Genomic DNA, 25,311 nt, shown 5'->3' on the forward strand with positions numbered 1-25,311 from the left:
TCGACCCGAGGCAAGCGGTGTTGTCGGCGTGATGGCGCAAGGGATTGCGCAGTGGCTCTTGCCCCCGGACCCCGGGCCGGGGTATGAGCGGTTCTCATAAACAGCAAGCAGGCAAGAGGCATTTTCATGCGCAGAGTCGTCGTAACCGGTCTGGGATTGGTCACTCCTTTGGCCAGCGGGGTCGAGGAAACGTGGTCGCGGCTGCTGGACGGTCAGTCCGGTGCGGGCCCGATCACTCAGTTCGATGCTGAGGCAAGCGGGGTCGCTACCACCTATGCCTGCGAAGTTCCGCGCGGGGATGGCAGCGATGGCACGTTCAACCCAGATGACTGGATGCCGCCGAAAGAGCAGCGCAAGATCGAGGACTTTATCCTCTATTCCATCGCAGCGGCCGAGATGGCCTGCAAGGACGCGAACTGGCTGCCCGAGGACGAAGAAGATCGCCTGCGCACGGGCGTTCTGATCGGGTCAGGGATCGGTGGGCTTGGATCCATCGCCAACACCGCCAATCTGATCCGTGACAAAGGCCCGCGTCGGGTGTCGCCGTTCTTTATCCCCGGCGCGCTGATCAATCTGGCCTCGGGTCAGGTGTCGATCCGTCACGGGTTCAAGGGACCGAACCATTCGGTCGTGACCGCGTGTTCGACCGGTGCCCACGCCATTGGCGATGCCAGCCGCATCATCCGCGCAGGCGACGCGGATGTGATGGTCGCAGGCGGCGGCGAAGGCTGCATCTGCGAGATTGGCATTGCCGGGTTCAACGCCTGCAAAGCGTTGTCGACCAAATATGCGGACGATCCGAAGAAGGCGAGCCGCCCCTATGATGTCGACCGCGACGGGTTCGTCATGGGCGAAGGGTCAGGCATTGTCGTTCTGGAAGATTACGAACATGCCAAGGCGCGCGGTGCCAAGATTTACGCTGAGGTACTGGGCTATGGCATGTCGGGAGACGCCTATCACATCACTGCGCCGTCCGAGGATGGTGATGGTGCGGAACGGTCGATGAAGGCCGCCCTGCGCAGCGCCGGGCTGGAGCCGAAGGATCTGGATTACATCAACGCCCATGGCACCTCGACCATGGCCGACACGATTGAACTGGGCGCGGTGGAACGGCTGCTGGGCGATCATGCGGGCAACGCGACCATGTCCTCGACCAAATCCGCCACCGGGCACCTGTTGGGGGCTGCGGGCGCGATTGAGGCGATCTTCTCGATCCTCGCGATCCGCGATCAGGTTGCGCCGCCGACGATCAATCTGGACAACCCTGCGGTGGAAACGCCGATTGACCTGGCCCCGAACGCAAAGCGTGAGCGTGAGATCAACGTGGCCCTGTCGAACTCGTTCGGGTTCGGCGGCACCAATGCAAGTGTGATCTTCGGAAAGGTCAGCTAAATGTGGCGGGCATTGGCATCGAACGCGCTGACCATGCTGGTGGTTGGCTTGTTCCTGATGGGCGGTCTGATCCTGTGGGGTCAGTCGCAATACAAGGCCGAGGGCCCGCTGCAGACCGCCATTTGCCTGCAGGTCAAAAGCGGTTCGAACATGACCAAAGTCAGCCGCAACCTTGAGGATCAGGGCGCGATCCACAGCGCCACGCTGTTCCGCATGGCGGCTGATTACACCGACAAGTCGCAGCAGCTGAAGGCGGGCAGCTTTCTGGTGCATGAAGGTGCCTCGATGCAGCAGATCATCGATGAGATCACCAGCAGCGGCGCCAGCACCTGCGGGTCCGAGATCGAATACCGCATCGGCGTGACCCGCGCCCAGACCCGTGTACGCGAGTTGAACCCGGCAACGCTGGAGTTTGTCGAGGTCGCCGCGTTCGACAACACTGGCAACGAAGTCCCTGCGGCCTATACGGACAAGCGGCAGGATGCGGATACGCGATATCGCGTGTCTCTGGCCGAAGGCGTGACCTCGTGGCAGGTGGTTGAGGCGCTGAAAGCGTTTGATGCGCTGACCGGTGAGGTGACTGAGGTTCCGGCCGAGGGCATGCTGGCCCCCGACAGCTATGACATTGCACCGGGGCAGGATCGCAACGCGGTGCTGCAGGCAATGCAGGACAAGCAGAAATTGCGGATCGATGCGGTTTGGGAAGGGCGGCAAGACGGGCTGCCGCTGGCCAATGCCGAAGAGATGTTGATCCTTGCGTCGATCATCGAAAAGGAAACCGCTGTCCCGGATGAGCGGGGGCAGGTGGCCAGCGTCTTCGTCAACCGCTTGAATCAGGGTATGCGCCTGCAAACGGACCCGACGGTGATTTACGGCGTGACCAAGGGCCAAGGCGTGCTGGGTCGTGGTCTGCGTCGCAGTGAACTGAACCGGCCAACGCCTTGGAATACCTATCAGATCGACGGGCTGCCGCCGACACCGATTGCCAATCCGGGTTTGGCCAGCCTGCAGGCTGCCGTGGCACCGGATAACACCGATTACGTGTTCTTCGTGGCCGATGGCACCGGCGGGCACGCCTTTGCGGAGACGCTGCAGGAACATAACCGCAATGTCGCCAAATGGCGTGAGATCGAAGCCGAGCAGAACTCGGGCAACTGATCCGGACATTCAGGTTTGAATGCGGCCCCTTCGATGTCCGGCATCGAAGGGGTCTTTTTTATGCGGCAGGCCGACGACGGCGCGGACGGCGGCGTTTTGAAGCGGCGGGCTGTTGCCCGTCTGACAGTGCCTTGGGCTTGAAACCCCGGCGGCGGTTGCCCTGACGGCGCGCAGGTTTCGGGGCGTCAACCGGTTCGGGCATGGTGCCGCTGGCAACCGGGATTTCGATCTTCATCAGTTTTTGGATCTGACGCAGCAGATCAACTTCCTCGGCCGAACAGAAAGCAATCGCCTCACCCTCGCGCCCGGCGCGGGCGGTGCGACCGATGCGGTGGACATAGTTGTCGGGCACCTCGGGCAGGTCGTAGTTGATCACATAGGCCACGCCGGGAATGTCGATGCCACGCGCGGCCACATCGGTGGCGACGAGAATATTGATCTCACCCGCGCGGAACGCCTTGATCGCCCGGTCGCGCTGCCCTTGGCTTTTGTTGCCATGGATCGAGGCTGCGTTGTAGCCATCGGCCACCAGCCCTTTCATCAGCTTTTCGGCCCCGTGCTTGGTGCGGGAAAAAACCAGCGTCAGGGCGTCGAGGTCTTGCGACAGGATCTCACGCAGTTTCGAAGGTTTCTCGGGTTTGCTGACGAAATGGATCGATTGGGTGATCTTGTCCGCCGCCTTGCCGGGGGGGGAGACCTGTACCCGCTGCGGGTTGGTCAGATAGGCGCGGCTGAGCTCTTCCATCTGTTTTGGCATGGTGGCCGAGAACAGCATGGTCTGACGCGGGGTGCCCAGTGCGGGCGCGATCTTGCGCAGGGCGTGGATGAAGCCCAGATCGAGCATCTGGTCGGCTTCGTCCAGCACCAGATGGCGAACCGAGCCGAGGTCGACCGCGCCACGCTCCATCAGGTCGATCAGACGGCCCGGCGTGGCGACCAGAATGTCGGTGCCGCGGGACAGAAACATGATCTGTTTGTTGATCGACTGGCCGCCAACCACGGTGGCCACACGCAGCTTGGTCTTTTGGGTCAGAGTGCGCAGGCTGTCGGCGATCTGGTTGACCAGTTCGCGGGTCGGGGCAAGGATCAGTGCCTTGGCGGTCTTGGGATCGGGCTTGCCGGGCTGGGCCAGCAGGTGGTCGATCAAGGGCAGGCCAAAGGCCAGCGTCTTGCCGGTGCCGGTTTGAGCCAGCCCCAGAATGTCATGCCCGTTCAGCGCCAGCGGAATGGCCTGGTTCTGAATCGGGGTAGGCTGTGAAAAATTCGCGCGTTTCAGCGCGTCGTTCAGGGCCGGTGCGAGGCCCAGCATGTCGAAGTCGAACAAATATCTATCCTTTACGGCCCGTTGGCTGAATGCCGAACGGACGAGACGTGTCTGGTCACGCGGATGCGCGACCGGCAGGGGTTGTGCGAGACCTCGGGACATACAGGCGGTTCCTGCACCATCCGGCCATCGCGTCAAGAACCCTGCGTGAAGGGGAACTGGGGGTTAAAAGGGGCGCTATGGGGCAGGATCGGCCTGCCGATGCTCACGCGGTAGCGCTGTATTTGGGGGCACATGCGGGTTGTGGGACGGATTGTCAAGCCCGAGGTTGGTTCATTCTAAACCGTCAGGCCCACAGCCTGATGGATAGTCAGGCCTGTTCGCACCGCCTTGTACGTTGGGAATGGCAGCCGCGCGGTGGTCTCAATGTCGCGCTGAATCCAATCCCGCGATTCCAGTTGCTGCAGCGAAGACGAAAGAGCCCGATCCGTAATGGGTGCCAGTTCTGATTTGATGGTTGAGAAACGATGGGGTGTGCCGGTCAACGCCAGAATTGGCACTGTCCAGGTCTTCCGCAGCAATTTGAACGCGTTGTCATCCGGTACTGTGTTGACAATCGCGTTGGCCATTCTGGCGGCCTCGGCCCCTGCGGGGGTGAGCCGGAATTCCGGGCGCAAAGGGTGTCCGTGGCCCGGGTTTCGTTCCAAGAAGCCAAGCTGGATCAGGTGATCGAGGCTGGCCGCAAAGGCCGTTCTGCTGGCGCTGGTGGCCGCGAGCAGAGGGGCTTGCCGCCCGGGTGCGCCCGAATGGAGAAGGGCCAGAATGTTCAGCGACCATGCACGGGACGTCAGCTTGACAAGGATACTAATGTCCATAAAGTATAGCTACTTTATTTTTAGTTTAAAGGAAAGCCGGATGTCTGTTGTAACATTGAAAAACACGATCACGCTGGCGATCTCGGTTCGGGATCGCCACGTCAGCGCGGATTGGTATGCCGAAAAGCTTGGGTTTGAACTGATCCACCATATGGACGAAGCGGGGTGGAGCGAAATGCGAACCAATGTTGACGGCGTGACCTTGGGTCTGGGAGAGCAGGCAGAACCCTCGCCGGGTAATAGCGTTCCGGTGTTCGAAGTCGCTGACATCGTCGCGGCGCGGGCCGCGTTGGAGGCTGATGGGGTTGCCTTTGACGGTGCAACGGAAACGATTGAGGGGATGGTCAGCACGGCCACCTTCTATGACCCCGACAAGAACGCCATGATGTTGGCGCAGGATCTTACCGGAGGCTAACCACACCGTTCGGTTCCTGTTGCGCCCTGTGTTGCGTAAAACCTTGACTTTGCGGGCTTTCTCTCGTATAGGTTGTGTCATGCTAGAAGAGGTGGGCGACGGCCCCGGGGCGACCCGGTGGCCGTTTTTCGTTTCTCTCGTGCGGAGATCACTCACGCATGAGGTCACAGGCAAACATGACTTTGATTACCCCGGAAGAGCGGATTTCTCAGACGGCTGACTTGTTGCAGTCCCTTGAGAGGTCCATTCGCGATCTGCGGCAAGCGGCGGAAGACCTGCGCAAACAGATCGGCACCGGGGAGGATGCAGATCTTGCTGGTTCAGCCAAGCAACTCGGGCAGTTAGAGGGGCTGATCCGAAGTTGTCAGAAAGTGGAGACAAGCTTTGTCGAACAACATCACAGACAAGCCGGAATTGCCCAAGGGGGGTATGCGCTCGACCTTGAGCGCGCTCGATTTGAGGTTGGGTGCAGGTTGGCTCGCCTCCGCGCCTGCTGCGGTTCGGGACAGATTTCTGAGTGAGATCGGGGAGGGAGGGCTGTGTGCCCTCCCTTTCCTGTTTGAGTTCTGGGCGCTGCCGCATCAGCTGCCGCCCGAAGGCGACTGGCGGTCCTGGGTGATCATGGGCGGGCGTGGTGCGGGCAAGACGCGGGCCGGGGCCGAATGGGTGCGGTCGATGGTTGAGGGGTCCTTGCCGCTGGATCGGGGCGCTGCCAGTCGGGTCGCTTTGGTTGGCGAGACCTTCGATCAGGTGCGCGATGTGATGATCTTTGGCGATAGCGGGATTTTGCGATGTTCGCCGCCGGATCGTCGACCCACGTGGAAGGCAACGGAACGCAAGCTGATCTGGCCCAACGGGGCCGAGGCGCAGGCGTTTTCAGCGCATGATCCCGAGGGGCTGAGGGGGCCTCAGTTCGATGCGGCCTGGGTGGATGAGTTGGCCAAGTGGAAGAAGGCCGGGGAGACCTGGGACATGCTGCAATTTGCGTTGCGGTTGGGGGATCAGCCCCGCGTCTGTGTGACCACGACGCCGCGTAATGTGAAGGTTTTGAAGGAATTGCTGGCGTCGCCCTCCACCGTGCAGACCCATGCGCCGACCGAGGCGAACCGGGCCAATCTGGCCGGGTCGTTTCTGGAGGAGGTGCGCGCGTGCTATGCAGGCACGCGGTTGGGGCGGCAGGAGTTGGATGGGGTGCTGCTGTCGGATGCCGAAGGGGCGCTGTGGACCGGGTCGATGCTGGATGCGGCGCGGGTTGAGACTGTGCCGGAACTGGATCGCATTGTGGTGGCGCTGGACCCGGCGGTGACGGCGGGGTCGGATGCGGATGCCTGTGGGATTGTGGTTGTGGGTGCGCAGCTACAGGGGCCGCCCGAGGGCTGGCGTGCCTTTGTGCTGGCTGACCGAACTGTGCAGGGCGTTGGCCCGGCGGGCTGGGCGCAGGCGGCGATTGACGCGATGGATGAGTTTGGGGCCGAGCGGCTGGTGGCCGAGGTCAATCAGGGCGGGCAACTGGTGGAAGAGGTGGTGCGGCAGGTGGACCCTCTGGTCCCGTTTCGCGCGGTGCGGGCGTCACGCGGCAAGGTGGCGCGGGCAGAGCCTGTGGCGGCCCTGTACGAGCAGGGGCGGGTGGCGCATGTCACCGGGCTGGACGCGCTGGAGGAGCAGATGTGCCAGATGACCGCGCGCGGGTTCGAGGGGCAGGGGTCGCCCGACCGGGTCGACGCACTGGTCTGGGCGTTGCATGAGTTGATGGTCGGCCCTGCGGGGGCGTATCGGCGACCGAGGGTTCGGGTGCTCTAACCGTTCGGAAAGGGCGGGAAATGCGGGTCGGGTGCGGTCTGCGCCAAGCGGTTGAAGCTGTTGGTGAAATGGCAATGGGCGATTTCGGCGACGATGGCGACCAGTTGGCTGTGGTCGAACCCATCCTCTAGCGCCTGCGCCAGTTCGGCGTCCGACAGTTGACCCCCTGTATCGGCCAGACGCTGCACCAGATGCTGCAGTTTGGCCGCGCGGCTGTCACCCTGCAGCCGTTCTCCCGAGGCGATACGGGTGATCATCTCCATATCTACTCCGCGCGCCTCTGACATGTTGAGATGGGCGGGGACGCAATAATGGCATCCATTACGGACGGCCATTTCCATGCAGATGACCTCGCGGTCCTCATGAGACAGTCCGCATTGGTCCAGCGCGGTCCAGAAGGCGAGGAACCCTTCGAGGACTTTGGGGTTATGGGCCATTGCATCGCTGATATTCAGATCACGTCCCCAAGTCGCGCGTACCTTGTCACGGGCAGTCTTTTGGCGTTGGGTTTGAGTGGCGGATGAAACTGGGGGGATGCGTTGGGTCAACCGAGATCTCCGATTGGTCATGTGTTTGGTGGGGAGGGGAATTTTACGGCCTCGCCTAATTTCATTCCCGAGCTTCGACGCCTATCGGATGGGGAGAGCGCGGACAACGAGAATAGTGCCACTGATACGGCCCTGTGCAAGCACAATTTCTTGAGGACGCCTGAGTTCTTGTAGTGCCTGGCCGGACTGGGCGCGTTGAAGGAGCGGATGAGCCAGATGACTCTAAAGGCAGGGCTCACCAGACAGGGTCGATGCGCTGGTCTGGGCGTTGCATGAGTTAGTCGTGAGACCTGCGGGGGCGTATCGGCGGCCTAGGGTGCGGGTGCTCTAGAGACGAACGATCAATTATGTCTGCGAGAGAATTGCGGCAATAACCAGGCAGTTCTAACGAGTATCGAGTCCAACGTCGTAGCAGCACCTTTTGACGAGCGACGCAGATCAAACTGCCCTTACGAACAACAAGCAGCCTGTCCGATGTGCGGATTGGCCAGTGCCTATCGCCCAAATCAACGATGACCAACCTGTCGTTCATCGATTTACCGGGAGCTTGGACAATGTCGACCACGCGTACATTTTTGTATTCGACGCCGACTTTCATGTCGTAAAGGACTAAAGCAAGGATCAAAAATAGAAGGCTTCCCCCCAGTACGTTGAGAGTTTTCTGTAGCTTTAAGCGAAAATGCGGTGTCAAAAATCAAACCTAAGCAATGTCTTATCAGCTAAGCTATGCAGCTATTTAGCTCGATGGCAACCTTTGCGTGTGTATGCTGCCCCTGTACCCGTTGCCTACCCCCCGCACGCCCCATTCCCGAGCCTTAAACTTCTTTCCGTCATAACTCCTTTCAACAAGCCGGGCAGAGCGGCGGCAGAAAGGAGCACAGATGGTATTCGATTTCTTGCGTCGTGGATCGGCTGGGGAAGCGCCCGAGGCAAAGGCGAGCGCGGCGGGGCCTGTGGTGGCGTGGCAGACGGGCGGGCGCGTGGCGTGGAGCCCGCGGGACACGGTGACGCTGACGCGGACGGGGTTTTCGGGGAACCCGGTGGGGTTCCGCTCGGTCAAGTTGATTGCTGAGGCGGCGGCGGCTTTACCCTTGGTGCTGCAGGATCAGGCGCAGCGGTTCGATGTGCATCCGATCTTGTCGTTGATGCGTCGTCCGAATGCGGCGCAAGGGCGGGCGGAGTTGATGGAGGCGCTGTTCGGGCAGTTGTTGCTGTCTGGCAATGCCTATGTCGAGGCGGTGCAGGCCGAGGAAGGCCTGCCGGTTGAGCTGCATGTGCTGCGTTCTGACCGGATGAGCGTGGTGCCCGGCGCAGATGGGTGGCCCAAGGCCTATGACTATGTGGTTGGTGGCAAGAAACATCGGTTTGCGGCGGAAAATATCTGCCATATCAAATCGTTCCACCCGCAGGATGACCATTATGGGTTCTCGCCCATGCAGGCGGCGGCGATGGCGATTGATGTGCATAACAGCGCGTCGCGGTGGTCGAAATCGCTGCTGGACAATGCGGCGCGGCCTTCGGGGGCGCTGGTGTGGAAGGGCGATGGCCATGGGGTGATGGCCGAGGATCAGTTCCGGCGTCTCTCGGATGAGATCGAGCAGAACTATCGCGGAGCGCGCAATGCTGGGCGGCCGATGGTTCTGGAAGGGGGGCTGGATTGGAAGCCGATGGGGTTCTCTCCGTCCGATATGGAGTTTCAAAAGACCAAGGAAGCCGCCGCCCGCGAGATCGCGCTGGCCTTTGGGGTCCCGCCGATGCTGCTGGGGATTCAAGGCGACGCGACCTATTCGAACTATCAGGAGGCCAACCGGGCGTTTTACCGTCTGACCGTGCTGCCTCTGGTGACGCGGGTGGCGGCGGCGGTGGCTGATTGGCTGGCAGGCTTCACCGGCGAGGAGATGGTGCTGAAACCCGATCTGGATCAGGTGCCTGCGTTGTCGGCTGAGCGGGATGCGCAATGGGCGCGGGTTAGCGGGGCGGACTTCCTGACGGATGCCGAAAAACGCGCGTTGCTGGGGCTGCCGGAGCGTGCGGATGGCTGAGGGGTATCCGCCGTTCGAATGCGCGCCGGGTCTGCGTCTGGCGGCGCATGAGCGGGTGGCCGAGATCCAGCATGCTCACCTCTGTCGGCGGCTGGATCAGATCGAGGAAATGATGGAGCGGCTGGATCGGCGGCTGTGGCTGACGGTGTATGGCGTGGCGGCGGTGATCCTGGCGCAGGCGGTTCAGTCGTTCCTGACGGTTGCGCCATGAATTCAGTGCTTTGCGTGGAGAAGTTGATGGATTTGGAACATAAATTCGCACGGTTCGGAGATGGGCTGTCGGTGTCCGATGACGCAGTGATCGAAGGCTATGCCAGCCTGTTTGGTCAGGTCGATCAGGGCAGCGATGTGGTGCAGAAAGGGGCCTATCGGACCTCGCTGGAGGGGCTGGTCAAGGCGGGTCAGCGGGTCAAGATGCTGTGGCAGCACGATCCGGCGCAGCCCATCGGTGTCTGGGACGAGGTGCGCGAGGACGACATGGGCCTGTGGGTCAAGGGGCGTCTGCTGGAGAGCACGCAGAAGGGCCGCGAGGCGGCGGAACTGATCCGCGCCGGGGCCATGGATGGGCTGTCGATTGGCTATCGCACCAAGCGGGCCGTGAAGAATGACAAGGGCCAGCGGGTCCTGACCGAACTGGAGCTGTGGGAGGTGTCCTTGGTGACCTTCCCGATGCTGCCCAGTGCGCGGGTGGCGGCGAAGGGGACGGACCCCGATGCCGAGAACACCTGGCGCAGTATTGCTGAGGTGTTCAATGACGCCCGGCAGGAGCTGGCGCGGACCTAGCGCGCCTCAAACCCACCCAAAAACAGGACATGCTGATGAGCAAGACCGAGACCCCGGCCTTGACCGGAGAGGGTGCGCCCCTGGTTCAGGAGGTGAAGCAGGCGATGGCTGGCTTCGTGAATGAATTCAAGGGCCTGAAGGCTGAAGTTAAAACCAAACTGCAACAGACAGAAGAGCGACTGACCATGCTGGATCGTAAATCAACCATCGCGGCACGCCCGCATCTTGCGGCCTCGATTGAGGACGGTGCCCCACACCAGAAGGCATTCGACGCCTATGTACGGTCGGGCGAGGATGACGGGCTGCGCGGGCTTGAGATGGAGTCGAAATCTCTGTCCAGTGCGGTCAACAGCGATGGCGGCTATCTGGTCGATCCGCAGACCGCCGAGATCATCAAGTCGGTGCTGAAATCCACCGCCTCGATCCGGTCGATTGCGTCGGTGGTGAATGTCGAGGCGAACTCGTTCGATGTGCTGATCGACCATACTGATGTGGGTGCCGGTTGGGCGGATGAAAATGCCGCTGCGACCGAGACGGCGACCCCGTCGATTGACCGGATTTCCATCGCGCTGCACGAGCTGAGCGCGCTGCCCAAAGCCTCGCAGCGGTTGCTGGATGACAGCGCTTTTGATGTCGAGGGCTGGCTGGCCGGTCGCATTGCCGACAAGTTTGCGCGGGCCGAAGCGGCGGCGTTTATTTCGGGCGACGGTGCGGACAAGCCTAATGGCATTCTGAACCATGCCAAGGTCGACAATGACGTCTGGGCCTGGGGCAATATTGGCTATGTGCCGACCGGGATTGACGGTGGTGTCGATGCGGATGCGATCGTCGATGTGGTCTATGCGCTGGGCGCGCAGTACCGGGTCAATGGCACCTTCGTGATGAATTCGAAGACCGCCGGTGTGATCCGCAAGCTGAAGGACAGCGATGGCCGCTTCCTGTGGTCGGATGGTCTGGCCGCCGGTGAGCCTGCGCGTCTGATGGGCTATCCGGTGCTGATCGCCGAGGACATGCCGGATGCGGGCAGCGACAGTTTCTCGATTGCCTTTGGCGACTTCCAGGCGGGCTACACCATTGCTGAGCGTCCCGATCTGCGCGTGCTGCGCGATCCGTTCAGCGCCAAGCCGCATGTCCTGTTCTACGCGACCAAGCGCGTGGGCGGCGACGTGAGCGACTTTGCCGCGATCAAGCTGGTGAAATTCGGCACCGCCTAACGCGGGCTGAAACCGGGGGGCCTGAGGCCCCTCGGGACGGCGGGCGCGGGCCGGGGTGAGATCCCCTGCGTTGTCTAGCTGCTCCCCTCCGTCCGAGCAACGTGGGGCGGCGCGTGCCCGTCATTTTCCTGAGTGGCCCCCGGAGGGGTCCGAGATTGCGGAGTGAATGGATGATGTTGATCGAAGAAACCGCCATCGCGGATGCGGCGCTGCCGGTGGATCAGTTCAAGGCGCATCTGCGGCTGGGCACGGGGTTTGCCGAGGACAGCGTGCAGGACGAGGTGTTGAAGGGTTTTCTGCGCGCGGCGATTGCGGCGATTGAGGCGCGCACGGGCAAGGTGCTGATCGAACGCGCGTTTTCCTGGGATTTGAACGGGTGGCGTGACCGGACGGCCGAGGTGTTGCCGGTGGCTCCGGTCACGGTGGTTGATGCGGTGACGGTAACCGATGCGGCGGGTGCCGAGACAGTTATTGCACCCGCTGATTATCGGTTGGAGGCGGACAGTCAGCGGCCCCGGCTGCGGGCGTCCGGCTCGGCTTTGCCTGCGATTGCGCCGGGCGGGTCGGTGAAGATCGCCTTTACCGCCGGGATGGCTGCGGATTGGGGCAACTTGCCCGCTGATCTGGGGCAGGCGGTGCTGCTGCTGGCGGCGCATTACTACGAATACCGCAACGAGACCGCGCTGGCCGCCGGGTGCATGCCGTTTGGCGTCACCAGCCTGATCCAGCGCTACCGGATGGTGCGTTTCGGTGCCGGGGTGGCGCAATGAAGGCGCCTCATCTGAACCGCAAGCTGGTGCTGGAGGCCCCGATGCGTGTGGCCGATGGCGCCGGGGGGTATACCGAAAGCTGGGCCGCGCAGGGCACGCTTTGGGTCGAGATGACGGTGCGCGGCACCGGGGCCGAGCGGCAGATCGGCGAGGCTTCGATCTCGCGCGCCAGTTATCGGATCGTGGTGCGAGGCGCGCCCGAGGGATCCTCGATGCGGCCCGCGCCAGACCAGCGGTTTCGCGAGGGCGGGCGGCTGTTCGTCATCCGCGCGGTGGCCGAGCGTGATCCGGGTGGCCAGTACCTGACCTGTTTTGCAGATGAAGAGGTGGCGGCATGAGTTACGGCGTTTCAGCCGCGCTGCAAACGGCAGTGTTTCAACAGCTGATCGGCGATGCGCAAGTCAGTACCCTGTCCGGTGGCGCGATCTATGATGCGGTGCCCGCTGGGGCGGTGCCGCAGACCTATGTGACACTGGGGCCGGAGGAGGTGCGTGAAGCCTCGGACCGGTCCGGCGCAGGGGCGGTGCATCGGTTCACGGTCTCGGTCGTGTCCGAGGCTGCCGGGTTTGGCGCCGCCAAGACGCTGGCCGGGGCGGTGTGCGATGCGCTGGAAGACGCGGCGCTGACCTTAAGCCGGGGGCGTTTGGTGGGGCTGTGGTTCGAGCGCGCCTCGGCCCGGCGCACTGGAACCGGCGGCACGATCCGCCAGATCGACCTGAGATTCCGCGCCCGCGTGGAAGACGATTAAGCAATCATTGGAGAGAGCATATGGGTGCCCAGAACGGTAAGGACCTGCTGGTCAAAGTGGATATGGACAGCACTGGCCTGTTCCAGACAATCGCGGGCCTGCGCGCCACGCGGATCAGTTTCAACGCCGAAAGCGTGGATGTGACCACGCTGGAAAGCCAGGGCGGCTGGCGCGAGCTGCTGTCGGGGGCGGGGGTGAAATCGGCCTCGATCTCGGGTTCGGGCGTGTTCAAGGACGAAGGCACGGACGAACGCGCTCGGCAGTTGTTCTTTGATGGCGAGACGCCCGAGTTTCAGGTGATCATCCCAGATTTCGGCATCGTGCAGGGGGTGTTTCAGGTGACCGGCATCGAATATGCGGGCTCGTATAACGGCGAGGCCACCTATGAGATGAGCCTGGCCAGTGCCGGTGCCCTGACCTTTACGGCGCTGTAACCCAGATGGCCAATCCGTGGACGGGTGAGGTGGCATTGACCATCGACGGGGAGCGGCGGGTGCTCAAGCTGACATTGGGCGCTTTGGCGGAACTGGAACAGGAGTTGGGCGCAAGTTCACTGGTGGAACTGGTGCAGCGGTTCGAGGGCGGCAGTTATTCCAGCGGCGATGTGCTGGCGCTGATCGTGGCCGGGCTGCGTGGCGGTGGGGCGGATGTGACCCGCGCTGACCTGCTGCGCGCCGAGATTGCGGGCGGTCCGATGGTGGGCGCCCGCGCGGCGGCGGAACTGCTGGCCCGCGCCTTCATGGTGCCGGATCAGGCATGAGCGGGTTCGACTGGCCCGTGCTGATGCGCGCCGGATTTCTGGGCCTGCGACTGACGCCGGATCAGTTCTGGCGTCTGACCCCGGCCGAGCTGCGGCTGATGCTGGGGCAGGGCGCGGGCATGCCCGCGATGAACCGGGCCGGGCTGGACGCGTTGCTTTCGGCCTATCCGGACAACACACAAGGAGAGCGTGATGACGACGGATCGTGACGGTTTGGACGACCTGCAAGAGCGGGGCGAGGCGCTGGGGGACGCGCTGGGCGATGCCGCGACGATGGCGGCGGCGTTTGACAGCCAGATGAAGCGCATCAGCGCGGCCTTTGAAGAGACCGGCAAGGATGCCGCCACGCTGGAACGCGGCATGTCCAGCGGGCTGCGCAAGGCGTTTGATGGCGTGGTGCTGGACGGGATGAACCTGTCGGGTGCGTTGGATATTCTGAAGAATTCACTGATCCAGACGGCCTATGCGGCGGCGATCAAGCCGGTGACGGATCACTTCGGCGGTTTGCTTTCGAACACGGTCGGAGGGCTGGTGCAGGGGATTTTGCCCTTCGCCAATGGCGGCAGTTTCAGCCAGGGGCGGGTGATGCCCTTTGCCAATGGCGGTGTGGTCAGTGGCCCGACCACCTTCCCGATGCGCGGCGGCACCGGGTTGATGGGCGAGGCGGGGCCCGAAGCGATCATGCCGCTGGCGCGCGGTCCCGACGGCAAGCTGGGGGTGCGGACCTCGGGCGGCGGGGGTGCTGTCAACGTGGTGATGAACATCACGACGCCCGATGTGCAGGGCTTCAACCGCTCACAAGGTCAGATCGCGGCGCAAATGAGCCGCGCGCTGAGCCGTGGCAATCGCAACAGGTAAATCAGGGAGCAGGTCATGAACTTTCACGAGGTGAGATTTCCCGCCAGCCTGAGTTTCGGCTCGGTCGGTGGCCCGGAACGGCGCACGGATATCGTGACGCTAACCAACGGGTTCGAGGAACGCAACACGCCCTGGGCGCATTCCCGCAGGCGATACGATGCCGGGCTGGGGATGCGCTCGCTGGACGATATCGAGACGCTGATTTCATTCTTTGAGGCGCGGCAGGGACAGATGTTCGGGTTCCGCTGGAAGGATTGGTCGGATTACAAATCCGGTGCGGCCTCGGTGGATGTGGACAAGGGCGATCAGGTGATCGCGCGGGGCGACGGCGCGCAGGTCGAGTTTCAGTTGATCAAGACCTATGCCTCGGGCGGGTTCAGCTATGTGCGGCCCATCGTCAAGCCGGTTCTGGGAACGGTCAAGCTTGGCCTGGATCAGGACGACATGCGTGAGGGGGTTGATTTCGAGGTCGACCTGAACTCGGGCCGGGTGACCTTTGCGATCCCGCCTGCCGAGCAGGTCGAGATCACCGCAGGGTATGAGTTCGACGTGCCGGTGCGGTTCGACACCGACAAGATCCAGACCAGCGTTGCCAGCTTTCAGGCGGGCGATGTGCCCAATGTGCCGGTGGTTGAGGTGCGGGTCTGATGGGTGGTGACAAACAGGCGCTGCAGGCGCATCTGCAAAGCGGGCTGACCACGACCTGCCGCTGCTGGGCGATCACGCGTAGGGACGGGCAGGTCTATGGGTTTACCGATCACGATATGGAACTGACCTTTGACGGCGTGACCTTCAAGGCCAGCACCGGCCTGACGGCGGCGGCCATCGAACAGGCGACCGGGCTTTCCATCGACAACTCCGAGGCCATGGGCGCGTTGTCCGATGCCGCCGTGCGTGAGGAAGATATCGAGGCAGGTCGGTTCGATGGGGCCGAGGTGCGGGCCTGGCTGGTCAACTGGGCCGATCCCGAACAGCGGATGTTGCAGTTTCGCGGCTCGATCGGGGAATTGCGCCGCGCGGGTGGGGCGTTTCACGCCGAATTGCGCGGGCTGACCGATCTGTTGAACCGGCCCTTGGGGCGAATCTATCAAAAGCCCTGCACGGCCGTTCTGGGCGACAAATCCTGCCGCTTCGACACAACCGCATCGGGCTATTGGGTTGAAGACGAGGTGGCTGGCGTGTCGGAAAGCGGTGCGGTTCAACTGACCGGCGGAGAAACCTTTGCCGATGCGTGGTTCGATGGCGGGCGGCTGGATGTGCTGACCGGCGCGGCCTTGGGCCTGTGGGGGACGATCAAGCGGGATGCTCGGGGCGATCAGGGTCGCGCGCTGACGCTGTGGTCTGCGATTGGGGCCGGGTTGGCTGCCGGGGACCGCGTGCGCCTGACTGCCGGGTGTGACAAGCGGGCCAGTACGTGCCGCCTGAAATTCAACAATTTCCTCAACTTCCAGGGATTTCCTGATCTTCCGGGTGAGGATTGGGTGATGGCTGTTCCCAAGAAAGACAACCCCAATAACGGAGGCAGCACAAGATGAGCATCAGCAGGCAGGATATTGTCGATGAAACCCGTCGCTGGCTGGGCACGCCGTATATACACCAAGCCTCGGCCCGGGGTGCGGGGGCGGATTGTCTGGGGTTGCTGCGCGGCGTCTGGCGCGCGCTTGTCGGGCACGAACCCGAAGCCGTGCCCGCCTACAGCATGGATTGGTCCGAACCGCAGGGGGACGAGCGGATGTGGGCCGCCGCGCGCCGTCATCTGGTCGAAAAACCGACGGAAGACCTGAACACGGGTGATGTCCTGCTGTTCAGAATGCGCGATGCCGGTGTGGCCAAACATCTGGGTATTATAAGCGAAATCAACACATTGCCGCGCTTTATTCATGCGTATTCCGGGCATGGGGTCGTTGAAAACGCCCTGAGCGAGCCGTGGCGCCGCCGCATCGTTGCCTGTTTCGAATTCCCGCTGGAGGACCTCTGATGGCTACTATCCTTCTTTCAGCCGCAGGCGCGGCCCTTGGCGGGGCCATCGGCGGCACCGTTGCCGGGCTGTCCACCGCCATTATCGGGCGCGCCATCGGGGCGACCTTGGGCAATATCATCGACCAACGGTTGATGAGCCAATCCGTTCTGGGCAGCGGCAGCGAGGTGGTCGAGACCGGCCGTCTGGACCGGTTCCGCCTGACCGAAACCGGCGAGGGGTCGCCGGTGACAACCATATTCGGGCGGATGCGTGTTGGCGGGCAGGTGATCTGGGCTTCGGACTTTCTGGAAACGCGCAGCACCTCTACCTCGACCCAGTCTACGGGCGGCGGCAAAGGGTCGACCCCATCGACCGAGGTGACAACGACCACGCACAGCTACAGCTATTCGATTTCGCTGGCCATCGCAGTCGGGGCTGGAGAGATCGCCGATGTGTCGCGTGTCTGGGCCGATGGGGAAGAGATCGCGCTGACCGGGCTGAACATGCGGATTTACCATGGCACGGCGGATCAGTTGCCGGACCCGTTGATCGAGGCGATTGAGGGTGTCGGCACGGTCCCGGCCTATCGCGGAACGGCCTATGTGGTGATCGAGGATCTGCCGCTGGAAAGCTATGGCAACCGGGTGCCGCAGTTCTCGTTCGAGGTCGTGCGTCAGGAACAGCAGGGCTTGCCGGATTATGACAGCGCGCTGGCCCGTATCGTCAAAGGCGTGGCGATGATGCCCGGCACCGGCGAATATGCGCTGGCCAGCAGGCAGGTGAACTATACCAGAGGGGTGGGTCGCAGCTGGGCGGCGAATGTGTTTTCCCCCTCGGGCCGACCGGACCTTGTGGCCTCGACCCGGGCGCTGGGCCGGGAATTGCCGGGGTGTGAGGCCGCGTCGCTGGTCGTGTCCTGGTTCGGCAATGATCTGCGTTGTGGTCACTGTCAGATCAGGCCCAAAGTCGAACGCAAGGGTGAGGATGGCAAGAACATGCCCTGGACGGTCGCTGGTCTGTCGCGGGCGGCGGCGCAAGCGGTCCAGCGGGTGGACAACCGCCCGATCTATGGGGGCACGCCGGCGGATGCCTCGGTCATTCAGGCGATCCGTCATCTGAAGAACAGCGGCAAACGGGTGATGTTCTATCCGTTCATCCTGATGGATCAGTTGCAGGGCAATGGTCTGCCCGACCCGTGGTCCGGTGCGCCGGATCAACCGCATCTGCCCTGGCGCGGGCGGATCACGCTCGATATCGCCCCCGGTCAGCCGGGTTCGCCGGATCAATCGGCTGCGGCTGAGGCACAGGTTGCAGATTTCTTCGGCACCGCCAAGGCCAGCGATTTTGCCGTGGTCAATGGCGCGGTCAGCTATTCCGGCCCGCAGGAATGGGGCCTGCGCCGGTTCATCCTGCACTATGCGGCCCTGTGCAAGGCTGCAGGTGGCGTGGCCTCATTCTGTATTGCGTCGGAAATGCGCGGGCTGACCCAGATCAGGGGCGCTGCCGGGTTCCCGGCAGTGTCGCAGTTGAAAGCGCTGGCGGGTGAGGTGCGGCAGATTTTGGGGGCAAACACCAAGATCGGCTATGCGGCTGATTGGACTGAATATTTCGGCTATCAGCCTGCGGATGGCAGCGGGGACCGCTACTTCCACCTCGATCCACTTTGGGCGGATGACGAAATCGATTTTGTGGGGATCGACAATTACATGCCGCTGTCCGACTGGCGCGATGGCGACAGCCATCTGGATGCCGAAGGCGGCAAGGTCTCGATCTACGATCTGGACTATCTGCGCGGCAATATCGAAGGGGGTGAGGGCTATGACTGGTTCTATGCCTCACCTGAAGAGGCGGAAGCCCAGATCAGGGTGCCGATTGAGGACGGCGACCATGATGAGCCCTGGATCTGGCGCTATAAGGATATTCGCAACTGGTGGGCCAATCCCCATCACGAACGGATCGGCGGGGTCAGGCAATTCCTGCCCACAGCGTGGAGACCGGGGTCGAAGCCGATCTGGTTCACGGAACTTGGCTGTGCGGCGATCGACAAGGGGACGAACCAGCCCAACAAGTTTCTGGACCCGAAATCCTCGGAATCGGGATTGCCGAAACATTCCAACGGCATGCGGGACGACTTTATTCAGGTGCAATACCTGAAGGCACTGCTGGGCTATTGGGGTGATCCGCAGATCAATCCAGTGTCGGATGTCTATGACGGCCCGATGGTGGACCTGTCGAACGCCTATGTCTGGGCCTGGGACGCACGCCCGTTCCCGACCTTTCCCAATCTGCGTTCGCAATGGACGGATGGCGAGAACTACGCAGGCGGGCATTGGCTGAATGGCCGGTCGGGGTCGCGCACGCTGGCCTCGGTTGTGACCGAGATTTGCCATGGCGCCGGGGTCACCGATATCGACGTCTCGGGCCTGCACGGGGTGGTGCGCGGCTATGCGATGGAGGATGTCATGAGCGCGCGTCAGGCCCTGCAACCGCTGATGCTGCGCTATGGGTTTGATGCGATTGAACGTGACGGGCTGCTGGTGTTCCGCATGCGCGACGGGCGCGGTGCGGTCGATCTGGAGATGGACACCACCGCCGTCAGCGCGGATATCGAGGGCACCGTCGAATACCGGCGCGAGGCCGAGGCCGAGATGACCGGACGTGTGCGCCTGCGCTTTGTGCAGTCGGATGCCGATCACGATGTGGTCTCGGAAGAGGCGGTGCTGCCCGATGACCGGACCCACGCGGTGGCCGTCAATGAAATGCCCCTGTCGATGACCCGGAGCGAGGGTCGGCAGACTGTGGAGCGCTGGCTCAGCGAATCCCGCATCTCGCGCGAGACGGCGCGTTTTGCGTTGCCGCCCTCGTTGCTGCATGTGGGGGCAGGGGACGTGGTGCGTTTCACTGGCGACGGTGGGGATGGGCTGTACCGCATCGACCGTCTGGAACAGGCCGAGATGCAGCTGGCCGAGGCCGTGCGGGTCGAGCCCGGGGTCTATATCCCCGCCGACGTGCAAGAGGATGCGGTGACCACCAAACCCTTTATTGCGCCGGTTCCCGTGCTGCCGATGTTTATGGACTTGCCCCTGATCACCGGGTCCGAGGTGCCGCATGCGCCTTATCTGGCGGTCTCAGCCGACCCCTGGCCCGGCAGCGTCGCGGTGTTTTCGGCGGCACAGGACGAAGGCTATGCCCTTAGCGATGTGATTGCCGGGCAGGCGGTGATCGGGTTCACGGAATCCCCGCTGCATCGCGCCAGCGCTGGTATCTGGGATGAAGGCGCACCGCTGCGCGTGAATCTGATCGACGGGGCGTTGCAATCGCAACCGCGCTCGGCCTTGCTGAATGGGGCCAATCTGGCCGCAATCGGTGACGGGACGCCGGGCAATTGGGAGCTGTTTCAATTCGCTGATGCAACGCTGGAACAGCCCGGTGTCTACACGCTGTCCAACCGGTTGCGCGGTCAGCTTGGAACCGATGCGTTGATCCCGGGCGCCTGGCCCGAAGGATCAACCTTTGTGCTGCTGGACAGCCGCGTCTACCAGACCAGCCTGCTGCGCAATGAACGGCGCGTGGCCAAGCATTACCGGATCGGCCCGGCCTCGCGCGGGTATGACGATCCGTCTTATGTGCATCTGGTCGAAGCGTTCGAGGGCAACGGATTGCGGCCCTACGCCCCGGCGCATCTGAAGGTGACCCGATCATCGACAGGGGACGCGTTCACCTGGATACGGCGCACGCGGATCGATGGCGATGACTGGGACGGGATCGAGGTGCCGTTGGGGGAAGAGAGCGAATCCTACCTGCTTCGGGTGCTCTCCGGCGGCACGGTTCTGCGCGAAGAGGTCGCGACCTCGGCCAATTGGCACTATACGGCCGCGATGCAGGCGGCTGACGGGGTGACCGGCGCCTATGAGATCACCGTAGCGCAGGTTTCGGCGACCTATGGACCCGGGCCCTTTGCCGGGCTGGTGGTCGGTTAAGGCCGGTCATGCGCCCTGTCCTGCACGGAGATATCAGCGCTGCGGCGCGCGCCCTTCTGGCCGCGCCGCGTGCGGACCGTGACCGGCTCTGTGCCCGTATGATCGCCGAGGCCGAACTGGCCGACCATCACACAAGGCAGACCGGGCGTGTGCATCCGCTCTATGGCAATGGCTCATTGATGGCGGCGGCGCGCGGGCGTCCACTGGCGGATGAACCCAATTTCGATGACACCCGATATTGTCAATGTTTCGAGACGGTTCTGCGCCACCTGATCCGGTTTCAGACTAACCGGACGCGCAGCTGACACATTTCGAGGCTGCAAGATCCAGATCCAACCGTCCCCGCGGGATCGGGTCGCCACAATCCTCGCAATAGCCGAATTCGCCTTCTTCCATGCGGGCAAGGGCGGCCTGCAAACGCCGGACCTCTTGGTCGCGCCGGACCTGCTGCGCCTTGGCCATGGCCTGATTTTGCAGCGCATCCATCCGGCTGAGCCGCCCAATGGCCTGCTGGTCAAGCTCGACCACCGATTGCGCCGCCTGACCCGAGGCTGATTGCGCCGCCAATTCAGCCAGACGATCATGAATGCGCCGGGTAAAATGCTGTAAATCCGTCTCGTTCATTTTTTGTTGCAGGGCCCATCAAGGAATTGCGTTTGGCCTTTCAGGCACTAGATGGCTATTCTAGGCGCAGAAAAGGATCAAAAGCCATGTTTGAAAAGCGCAGCCATGTGACGCCCGTCGACCCGGTCTGGAATCGCATCACGACCGAGGCCCACGCCGCCGTCGAGCAAGAGCCCCTGATGGGCGGGCTGGTGCATGCCTGTATCCTGCACCACCGCAGCCTTGAGCGCGCGCTGTCCTATCGGGTTGCGGCCAAGCTGTGCTCGAACGAGATGTCGATGATGGTCCTGCGCGAGATTGTGGACGAAGCCTATGCCGACGATGCCAGCCTGGTTGAGGCTGCGCGCGCCGATCTGATGGCCGTCTACGAACGCGATCCGGCCTGCCACCGGTTGTTGCAGCCGATCCTGTATTTCAAGGGCTATCAGGCGATGCAGGCCTATCGCGTCGCCCATTGGCTGTGGCGCAAGGGGCGGCATGATCTGGCCTATTTCTTCCAGATGCGCTCGTCCGAGATTTTCGGGATCGACGTGCATCCCGCCGCCAAGATCGGCAAGGGGATCATGATCGACCATGCCCATTCCATCGTGATCGGCGAAACCGCCGTGGTGGGCGACAATGTGTCGATGCTGCATTCGGTGACGCTGGGCGGGACCGGCAAGGAAGAGGAAGACCGCCACCCCAAGATCGGCAACGGTGTTCTGATCGGGGCCGGGGCCAAGGTTCTGGGCAATATCGAGGTCGGACATTGCAGCCGCATCGCCGCCGGGTCCGTGGTCCTGCAAGAGGTGCCCCCCTGCAAGACCGTGGCCGGTATCCCCGCCAAGATCGTGGGTGAGGCCGGATGCGATCAGCCCTCGATCTCGATGGATCACATGCTGGGCAAGGACCAGTAACCCGGATCAGTTCAGGCGGTTTTTCTTGTTCTGCCGCCTGAGCCGACGCTCCTCTCGTTTTTGCTTGCGCAATTCCTTGCGTTTCAGACGCTCAGCCTCGCGTTTGGCCTCAAGCTCGGGGTTTGGTGGTTTATAGGTCGAGCTTTCTCCGGGATAGCTGTTGGGCTTTGCAAACGTCTCGGACGGTTGTACCAGCGCCAGGGCGCTGAGCAAAAGCAGGGTTTTGACCGAGTTGGCGAAACGCATTGGGCACCTCTGACACATTGAAATCCATGTGTTTCAAAGGTGGTCCGTCACGGGGTGCAGAGCAAGGGCAGGCGGGTTCACGACCGCTCACATCCCGGCGGTAAGCGGGGGCACGAGATGCGCCCCCGGAACGGGTCAGGCCAGCATGACCATCGGGTTTTCCAGATTGTCGACGATGGCTTGCAGCAGTTGTGCCCCAAGCGCGCCGTCAATGACCCGGTGATCGACCGACATGGTCACCGACATCACGGTGGCGACCGTCAACTCTCCGTCCGCGCCGACGACCGGTTTTTTCAGGCCGGTGCCGACCGCCAGAATACCGGCATGGGGCGGGTTCACGATGGCGTCGAAATTGTCGATGCCGAACATACCCAGATTCGAAACCGCGAAGGTGCCGCCCTGATATTCATGTGGGGCCAGCTTGCGCTCGCGCGCGCGACCGGCGAGGTCCTTCATCTCGGTCGACAGCGCCGACAGCGATTTGGTGTCGGCATCCTGCAGAACCGGGGTGAACAACCCGCCTTCGATGGCGACGGCTACGGCCACATCCGAGGGTTTCAATTGCAGAACCCGGTCGCCTGCCCAGACGGCATTGCATTCGGGGACCTGTTGCAGCGCATTGGCGACGGCCTTGATGATGAAATCGTTGACGCTCAGCTTGACGCCGCGCGCTTCCAGCTGCTTGTTCAACTGGCTGCGGAACTTGAGCAGCGCGTCCAGTTTGATGTCGCGGCGCAGGTAGAAATGCGGGATGGTCTGTTTGGCCTCTGACAGCCGCGCGGCAATGGTCTTGCGCATACCGTCCAGCGCGATTTCCTCGTATTCACGACCTTCATACATGCGGGCGACCATATCCGCCGACGGGCCAGACGGGGCTGGGACCGGGGCAGGGGCCGCTGCGGCGGGCGCAGGCGCTGCCGCCGGGGCGGTTGCGGTTGCACCTTCCACATCGGCCTTGACGATACGGCCATGCGGGCCGGAGCCGGTGATCTGTGCCAGATCCAGACCTTTCTGCGCGGCGATCCGGCGGGCCAGAGGCGAGGCAAAGATACGACCGCCATCGGCTTTGACAGGGGCCGCAGGGGCAGGGGCGGGCGCCTCGGATACCGCTGGCGCGGCAGCCTCGTTGCCCGCGGCGGCTGGTGCCGCTTCAGGAGCCTTGGCAGGCGTGGCCGCGATATCATCGGCGCTTTCGCCATCTTCCAGCAGAACCGCGATGGCGGTGTTGACCTTGACCCCCTCAGAGCCCTCAGCGATCAGGATCTTGCCGATGGTGCCTTCGTCGACAGCCTCGAACTCCATCGTGGCTTTGTCGGTTTCAATCTCGGCCAGCAGATCGCCGGAGGAGACGGTGTCGCCCTCCTTGACCAGCCATTTGGCAAGCGTGCCTTCCTCCATGGTCGGCGACAGGGCGGGCATCAGAATTTCGGTGGGCATCTGTGTCGCTCCTTACCGGTAGGTCACTTGTTTGACGGCGGCGATCACCTCATCAGTGGTGATCAGCGCCAGCTTTTCGAGGTTCGCGGCATAGGGCATCGGGACGTCCTTGCCGGTGCAGTTGATGACCGGAGCGTCGAGATAATCGAACGCCTCCTGCATCACGACCGAGCTGATGTAGCTGCCGACCGAGCCTTGCGGCCAGCCTTCTTCCACGGTCACCAGACGGTTGGTTTTCATCACAGAGTTGATGATCGCGCCGGTGTCCATCGGGCGGATGGTGCGCAGGTCGATCACCTCGGCGCTGATGCCGTCTTCGGCCAGCTTGTCGGCGGCTTCCAGCGCGTATTGCATGCCGATGCCGAAGCTGACGATGGTGACATCCGAGCCTTCGCGCCAGATGCGGGCCTTGCCCAGCGGGATGGTCAGGTCATCCACCTGCGGCATGTCAAAGGACCGACCGTAGAGGATTTCGTTTTCCAGAAACACAACCGGGTTGGGGTCGCGGATCGCCGATTTCAGCAGACCTTTGGCATCGGCGGCCGAATAGGGCATGACAACCTTCAGGCCGGGGATCTGCATGTACCATGCGGCGTAGTCCTGCGAGTGCTGCGCGGCCACGCGGGCGGCGGCACCGTTGGGACCCCGGAACACGATGGGGCAGCCCATCTGACCACCGGACATATAGAGCGTCTTGGCGGCAGAGTTGATGATCTGGTCAATCGCCTGCATAGCGAAGTTGAAGGTCATGAACTCGACAATCGGTTTCAGACCGCCAAAGGCCGATCCGACCGCGATACCGGCAAAGCCATGTTCAGTGATCGGGGTGTCGATCACGCGCTTGCTGCCGAATTCGTCCAAGAGGCCTTGCGAGATCTTGTAGGCCCCCTGATATTCGGCAACTTCCTCGCCCATCAGGTAGACATCTTCGTCGCTGCGCATTTCCTCGGCCATCGCGTCCCGCAGGGCTTCGCGCACGGTTTCCGATTTCATCTCGGCATCTGCGGGCCAGTCGGGGGACAGATCAACGACCGGAGCGGCTGGGGCTGTTGCGGCAGGAGCGGCGGCCTCAACCGCCGCAGGGGCGGCATCGGACACCGCTGCGGCTGCGGGGGCAGCCGCGGGCAGGGCCGAGGCGTCTTCGCCTTCTTCCACAAGCACCGCGATGGGGGTGTTGACCTTGACCCCTTCGGTGCCCTCGGCGATCAGGATCTTGCCGATGATGCCTTCATCGACGGCCTCGAACTCCATCGTTGCCTTGTCGGTTTCGATCTCGGCCATGATGTCGCCGGACGATACGGTGTCGCCTTCCTTGACCAGCCATTTGGCCAATGTGCCCTCTTCCATCGTGGGCGAAAGGGCGGGCATGAGAATTTCGGTTGCCATGTCTTATTCGTCCTCTCAGGCGTAGATATCTGTCCAGAGCTCTTCAACCGAAGGCTCGGGGCTTTCTTTCGAGAATTCGGCGGCCTGATTGACGATCTCTTTGATCTCTTTGTCGATCGCTTTCAGATCATCCTCGGTCGCGTGTTTGCCGGATA

Annotated in this window: 28 protein-coding genes and 1 pseudogene; 21 read left to right on the top strand and 8 right to left on the bottom strand. The window is 62.7% G+C overall.

What is annotated here, in order from left to right; all coding sequences use genetic code 11:
- Positions 1-126: 126 nt before the first annotated feature.
- Entirely contained in the window at positions 127-1,392 is a 1,266-nt protein-coding gene (fabF, locus tag MPJ51_RS01925; protein ID WP_298381297.1) for a beta-ketoacyl-ACP synthase II, read from the top strand.
- A complete protein-coding gene (gene mltG / locus MPJ51_RS01930; protein WP_298381298.1) occupies positions 1,393-2,550 on the top strand; it encodes an endolytic transglycosylase MltG in 1,158 nt (385 codons plus the stop codon). It abuts the gene before it with no gap.
- Positions 2,551-2,608: 58 nt separating this feature from the next.
- Here the strand turns inward: mltG and MPJ51_RS01935 are convergent, their stop codons facing one another.
- Positions 2,609-3,874 (bottom strand): DEAD/DEAH box helicase, encoded by a 1,266-nt coding sequence (locus MPJ51_RS01935; RefSeq protein ID WP_298381299.1) that lies wholly within the window; start codon positions 3,872-3,874, stop codon positions 2,609-2,611.
- A 278-nt stretch (positions 3,875-4,152) separates the two neighbouring features.
- A complete protein-coding gene (locus tag MPJ51_RS01940) occupies positions 4,153-4,689 on the bottom strand; it encodes a winged helix-turn-helix transcriptional regulator (protein WP_298381300.1) in 537 nt (178 codons plus the stop codon).
- A gap of 40 nt (positions 4,690-4,729) precedes the next feature.
- Between MPJ51_RS01940 and MPJ51_RS01945 the strand changes: the two genes are divergently transcribed.
- Complete coding sequence (locus MPJ51_RS01945; RefSeq protein WP_298381301.1) at positions 4,730-5,104, top strand: VOC family protein; 375 nt, start codon at positions 4,730-4,732, stop codon at positions 5,102-5,104.
- Positions 5,105-5,677: 573 nt separating this feature from the next.
- The gene (locus MPJ51_RS01950; RefSeq protein WP_298381333.1) at positions 5,678-6,904 is read left to right on the top strand and encodes a terminase family protein; all 1,227 of its coding nucleotides are present in this window, start codon (positions 5,678-5,680) and stop codon (positions 6,902-6,904) included.
- Here the strand turns inward: MPJ51_RS01950 and MPJ51_RS01955 are convergent.
- Positions 6,901-7,341: a carboxymuconolactone decarboxylase family protein gene (locus MPJ51_RS01955; RefSeq protein ID WP_298381302.1), complete on the bottom strand. Its 441-nt coding sequence runs from the start codon at positions 7,339-7,341 to the stop codon at positions 6,901-6,903. The genes MPJ51_RS01950 and MPJ51_RS01955 overlap by 4 nt on opposite strands.
- A 992-nt stretch (positions 7,342-8,333) precedes the next feature.
- Between MPJ51_RS01955 and MPJ51_RS01960 the strand changes: the two genes are divergently transcribed.
- The 16 genes from MPJ51_RS01960 to MPJ51_RS02035 all read left to right on the top strand — a co-directional run bounded on the left by MPJ51_RS01960 (position 8,334) and on the right by MPJ51_RS02035 (position 20,872).
- Positions 8,334-9,494: a phage portal protein gene (locus MPJ51_RS01960; protein WP_298381303.1), complete on the top strand. Its 1,161-nt coding sequence runs from the start codon at positions 8,334-8,336 to the stop codon at positions 9,492-9,494.
- Positions 9,487-9,705, top strand: a complete 219-nt coding sequence (locus MPJ51_RS01965; protein WP_298381304.1) for a hypothetical protein — start codon at positions 9,487-9,489, stop codon at positions 9,703-9,705. Before MPJ51_RS01960 ends, MPJ51_RS01965 begins: the two co-directional genes overlap by 8 nt.
- Before the next feature lie 26 nt (positions 9,706-9,731).
- Entirely contained in the window at positions 9,732-10,277 is a 546-nt protein-coding gene (locus tag MPJ51_RS01970; protein ID WP_298381305.1) for an HK97 family phage prohead protease, read from the top strand.
- A 35-nt stretch (positions 10,278-10,312) separates the two neighbouring features.
- On the top strand, positions 10,313-11,491 hold the full coding sequence (locus MPJ51_RS01975) for a phage major capsid protein (RefSeq protein WP_298381306.1): 1,179 nt from the start codon (positions 10,313-10,315) through the stop codon (positions 11,489-11,491).
- A gap of 170 nt (positions 11,492-11,661) precedes the next feature.
- Positions 11,662-12,261, top strand: a complete 600-nt coding sequence (locus MPJ51_RS01980) for a head-tail connector protein (RefSeq protein ID WP_298381307.1) — start codon at positions 11,662-11,664, stop codon at positions 12,259-12,261.
- Positions 12,258-12,599 (top strand): head-tail adaptor protein, encoded by a 342-nt coding sequence (locus MPJ51_RS01985; protein WP_298381308.1) that lies wholly within the window; start codon positions 12,258-12,260, stop codon positions 12,597-12,599. The genes MPJ51_RS01980 and MPJ51_RS01985 overlap by 4 nt, the downstream gene beginning before the upstream one ends.
- Entirely contained in the window at positions 12,596-13,009 is a 414-nt protein-coding gene (locus MPJ51_RS01990) for a DUF3168 domain-containing protein (protein ID WP_298381309.1), read from the top strand. Before MPJ51_RS01985 ends, MPJ51_RS01990 begins: the two co-directional genes overlap by 4 nt.
- 20 nt (positions 13,010-13,029) lie before the next feature.
- Positions 13,030-13,443: a phage major tail protein, TP901-1 family gene (locus MPJ51_RS01995; protein WP_298381310.1), complete on the top strand. Its 414-nt coding sequence runs from the start codon at positions 13,030-13,032 to the stop codon at positions 13,441-13,443.
- A 5-nt stretch (positions 13,444-13,448) separates the two neighbouring features.
- On the top strand, positions 13,449-13,769 hold the full coding sequence (locus tag MPJ51_RS02000) for a gene transfer agent family protein (RefSeq protein WP_298381311.1): 321 nt from the start codon (positions 13,449-13,451) through the stop codon (positions 13,767-13,769).
- Positions 13,766-13,978: a rcc01693 family protein gene (locus MPJ51_RS02005; protein ID WP_298381312.1), complete on the top strand. Its 213-nt coding sequence runs from the start codon at positions 13,766-13,768 to the stop codon at positions 13,976-13,978. Before MPJ51_RS02000 ends, MPJ51_RS02005 begins: the two co-directional genes overlap by 4 nt.
- Positions 13,962-14,627, top strand: coding sequence for a phage tail tape measure protein (locus tag MPJ51_RS02010; RefSeq protein ID WP_298381313.1), 666 nt, complete (start codon positions 13,962-13,964; stop codon positions 14,625-14,627). Before MPJ51_RS02005 ends, MPJ51_RS02010 begins: the two co-directional genes overlap by 17 nt.
- 15 nt (positions 14,628-14,642) lie before the next feature.
- The gene (locus MPJ51_RS02015) at positions 14,643-15,275 is read left to right on the top strand and encodes a DUF2460 domain-containing protein (protein ID WP_298381314.1); all 633 of its coding nucleotides are present in this window, start codon (positions 14,643-14,645) and stop codon (positions 15,273-15,275) included.
- Entirely contained in the window at positions 15,275-16,162 is an 888-nt protein-coding gene (locus MPJ51_RS02020; protein WP_298381315.1) for a DUF2163 domain-containing protein, read from the top strand. The genes MPJ51_RS02015 and MPJ51_RS02020 overlap by 1 nt, the downstream gene beginning before the upstream one ends.
- Positions 16,159-16,605, top strand: a complete 447-nt coding sequence (locus MPJ51_RS02025) for an NlpC/P60 family protein (RefSeq protein WP_298381316.1) — start codon at positions 16,159-16,161, stop codon at positions 16,603-16,605. Before MPJ51_RS02020 ends, MPJ51_RS02025 begins: the two co-directional genes overlap by 4 nt.
- On the top strand, positions 16,605-20,567 hold the full coding sequence (locus MPJ51_RS02030; protein WP_298381317.1) for a glycoside hydrolase/phage tail family protein: 3,963 nt from the start codon (positions 16,605-16,607) through the stop codon (positions 20,565-20,567). Before MPJ51_RS02025 ends, MPJ51_RS02030 begins: the two co-directional genes overlap by 1 nt.
- 8 nt (positions 20,568-20,575) lie before the next feature.
- On the top strand, positions 20,576-20,872 hold the full coding sequence (locus MPJ51_RS02035) for a hypothetical protein (protein WP_298381318.1): 297 nt from the start codon (positions 20,576-20,578) through the stop codon (positions 20,870-20,872).
- Here MPJ51_RS02035 and MPJ51_RS02040 read toward each other — a convergent pair.
- Entirely contained in the window at positions 20,853-21,191 is a 339-nt protein-coding gene (locus MPJ51_RS02040) for a TraR/DksA C4-type zinc finger protein (protein WP_298381319.1), read from the bottom strand. The genes MPJ51_RS02035 and MPJ51_RS02040 overlap by 20 nt on opposite strands.
- 86 nt (positions 21,192-21,277) lie before the next feature.
- On the opposite strand from MPJ51_RS02040, the gene cysE reads away from it, so the two are divergent.
- Positions 21,278-22,087: a serine O-acetyltransferase gene (gene cysE, locus MPJ51_RS02045; RefSeq protein WP_298381320.1), complete on the top strand. Its 810-nt coding sequence runs from the start codon at positions 21,278-21,280 to the stop codon at positions 22,085-22,087.
- Positions 22,088-22,093: 6 nt separating this feature from the next.
- On the opposite strand, the gene MPJ51_RS02050 is transcribed toward cysE, so the two are convergent.
- From MPJ51_RS02050 to MPJ51_RS02065, 4 genes and pseudogenes are all read right to left on the bottom strand, one after another.
- Entirely contained in the window at positions 22,094-22,333 is a 240-nt protein-coding gene (locus MPJ51_RS02050; protein WP_298381321.1) for a hypothetical protein, read from the bottom strand.
- Between the two features lie 135 nt (positions 22,334-22,468).
- On the bottom strand, positions 22,469-23,770 hold the full coding sequence (locus MPJ51_RS02055; protein ID WP_298381322.1) for a pyruvate dehydrogenase complex dihydrolipoamide acetyltransferase: 1,302 nt from the start codon (positions 23,768-23,770) through the stop codon (positions 22,469-22,471).
- Between the two features lie 12 nt (positions 23,771-23,782).
- Positions 23,783-25,156: a pyruvate dehydrogenase complex E1 component subunit beta gene (locus MPJ51_RS02060; protein WP_298381323.1), complete on the bottom strand. Its 1,374-nt coding sequence runs from the start codon at positions 25,154-25,156 to the stop codon at positions 23,783-23,785.
- Positions 25,157-25,171: 15 nt separating this feature from the next.
- A pseudogene (locus MPJ51_RS02065) lies at positions 25,172-25,311 on the bottom strand (pyruvate dehydrogenase (acetyl-transferring) E1 component subunit alpha); the annotation flags it as partial.

Origin of the sequence: Ruegeria sp., assembly GCF_028066395.1 — a bacterium.
Lineage (GTDB): Bacteria > Pseudomonadota > Alphaproteobacteria > Rhodobacterales > Rhodobacteraceae > Ruegeria.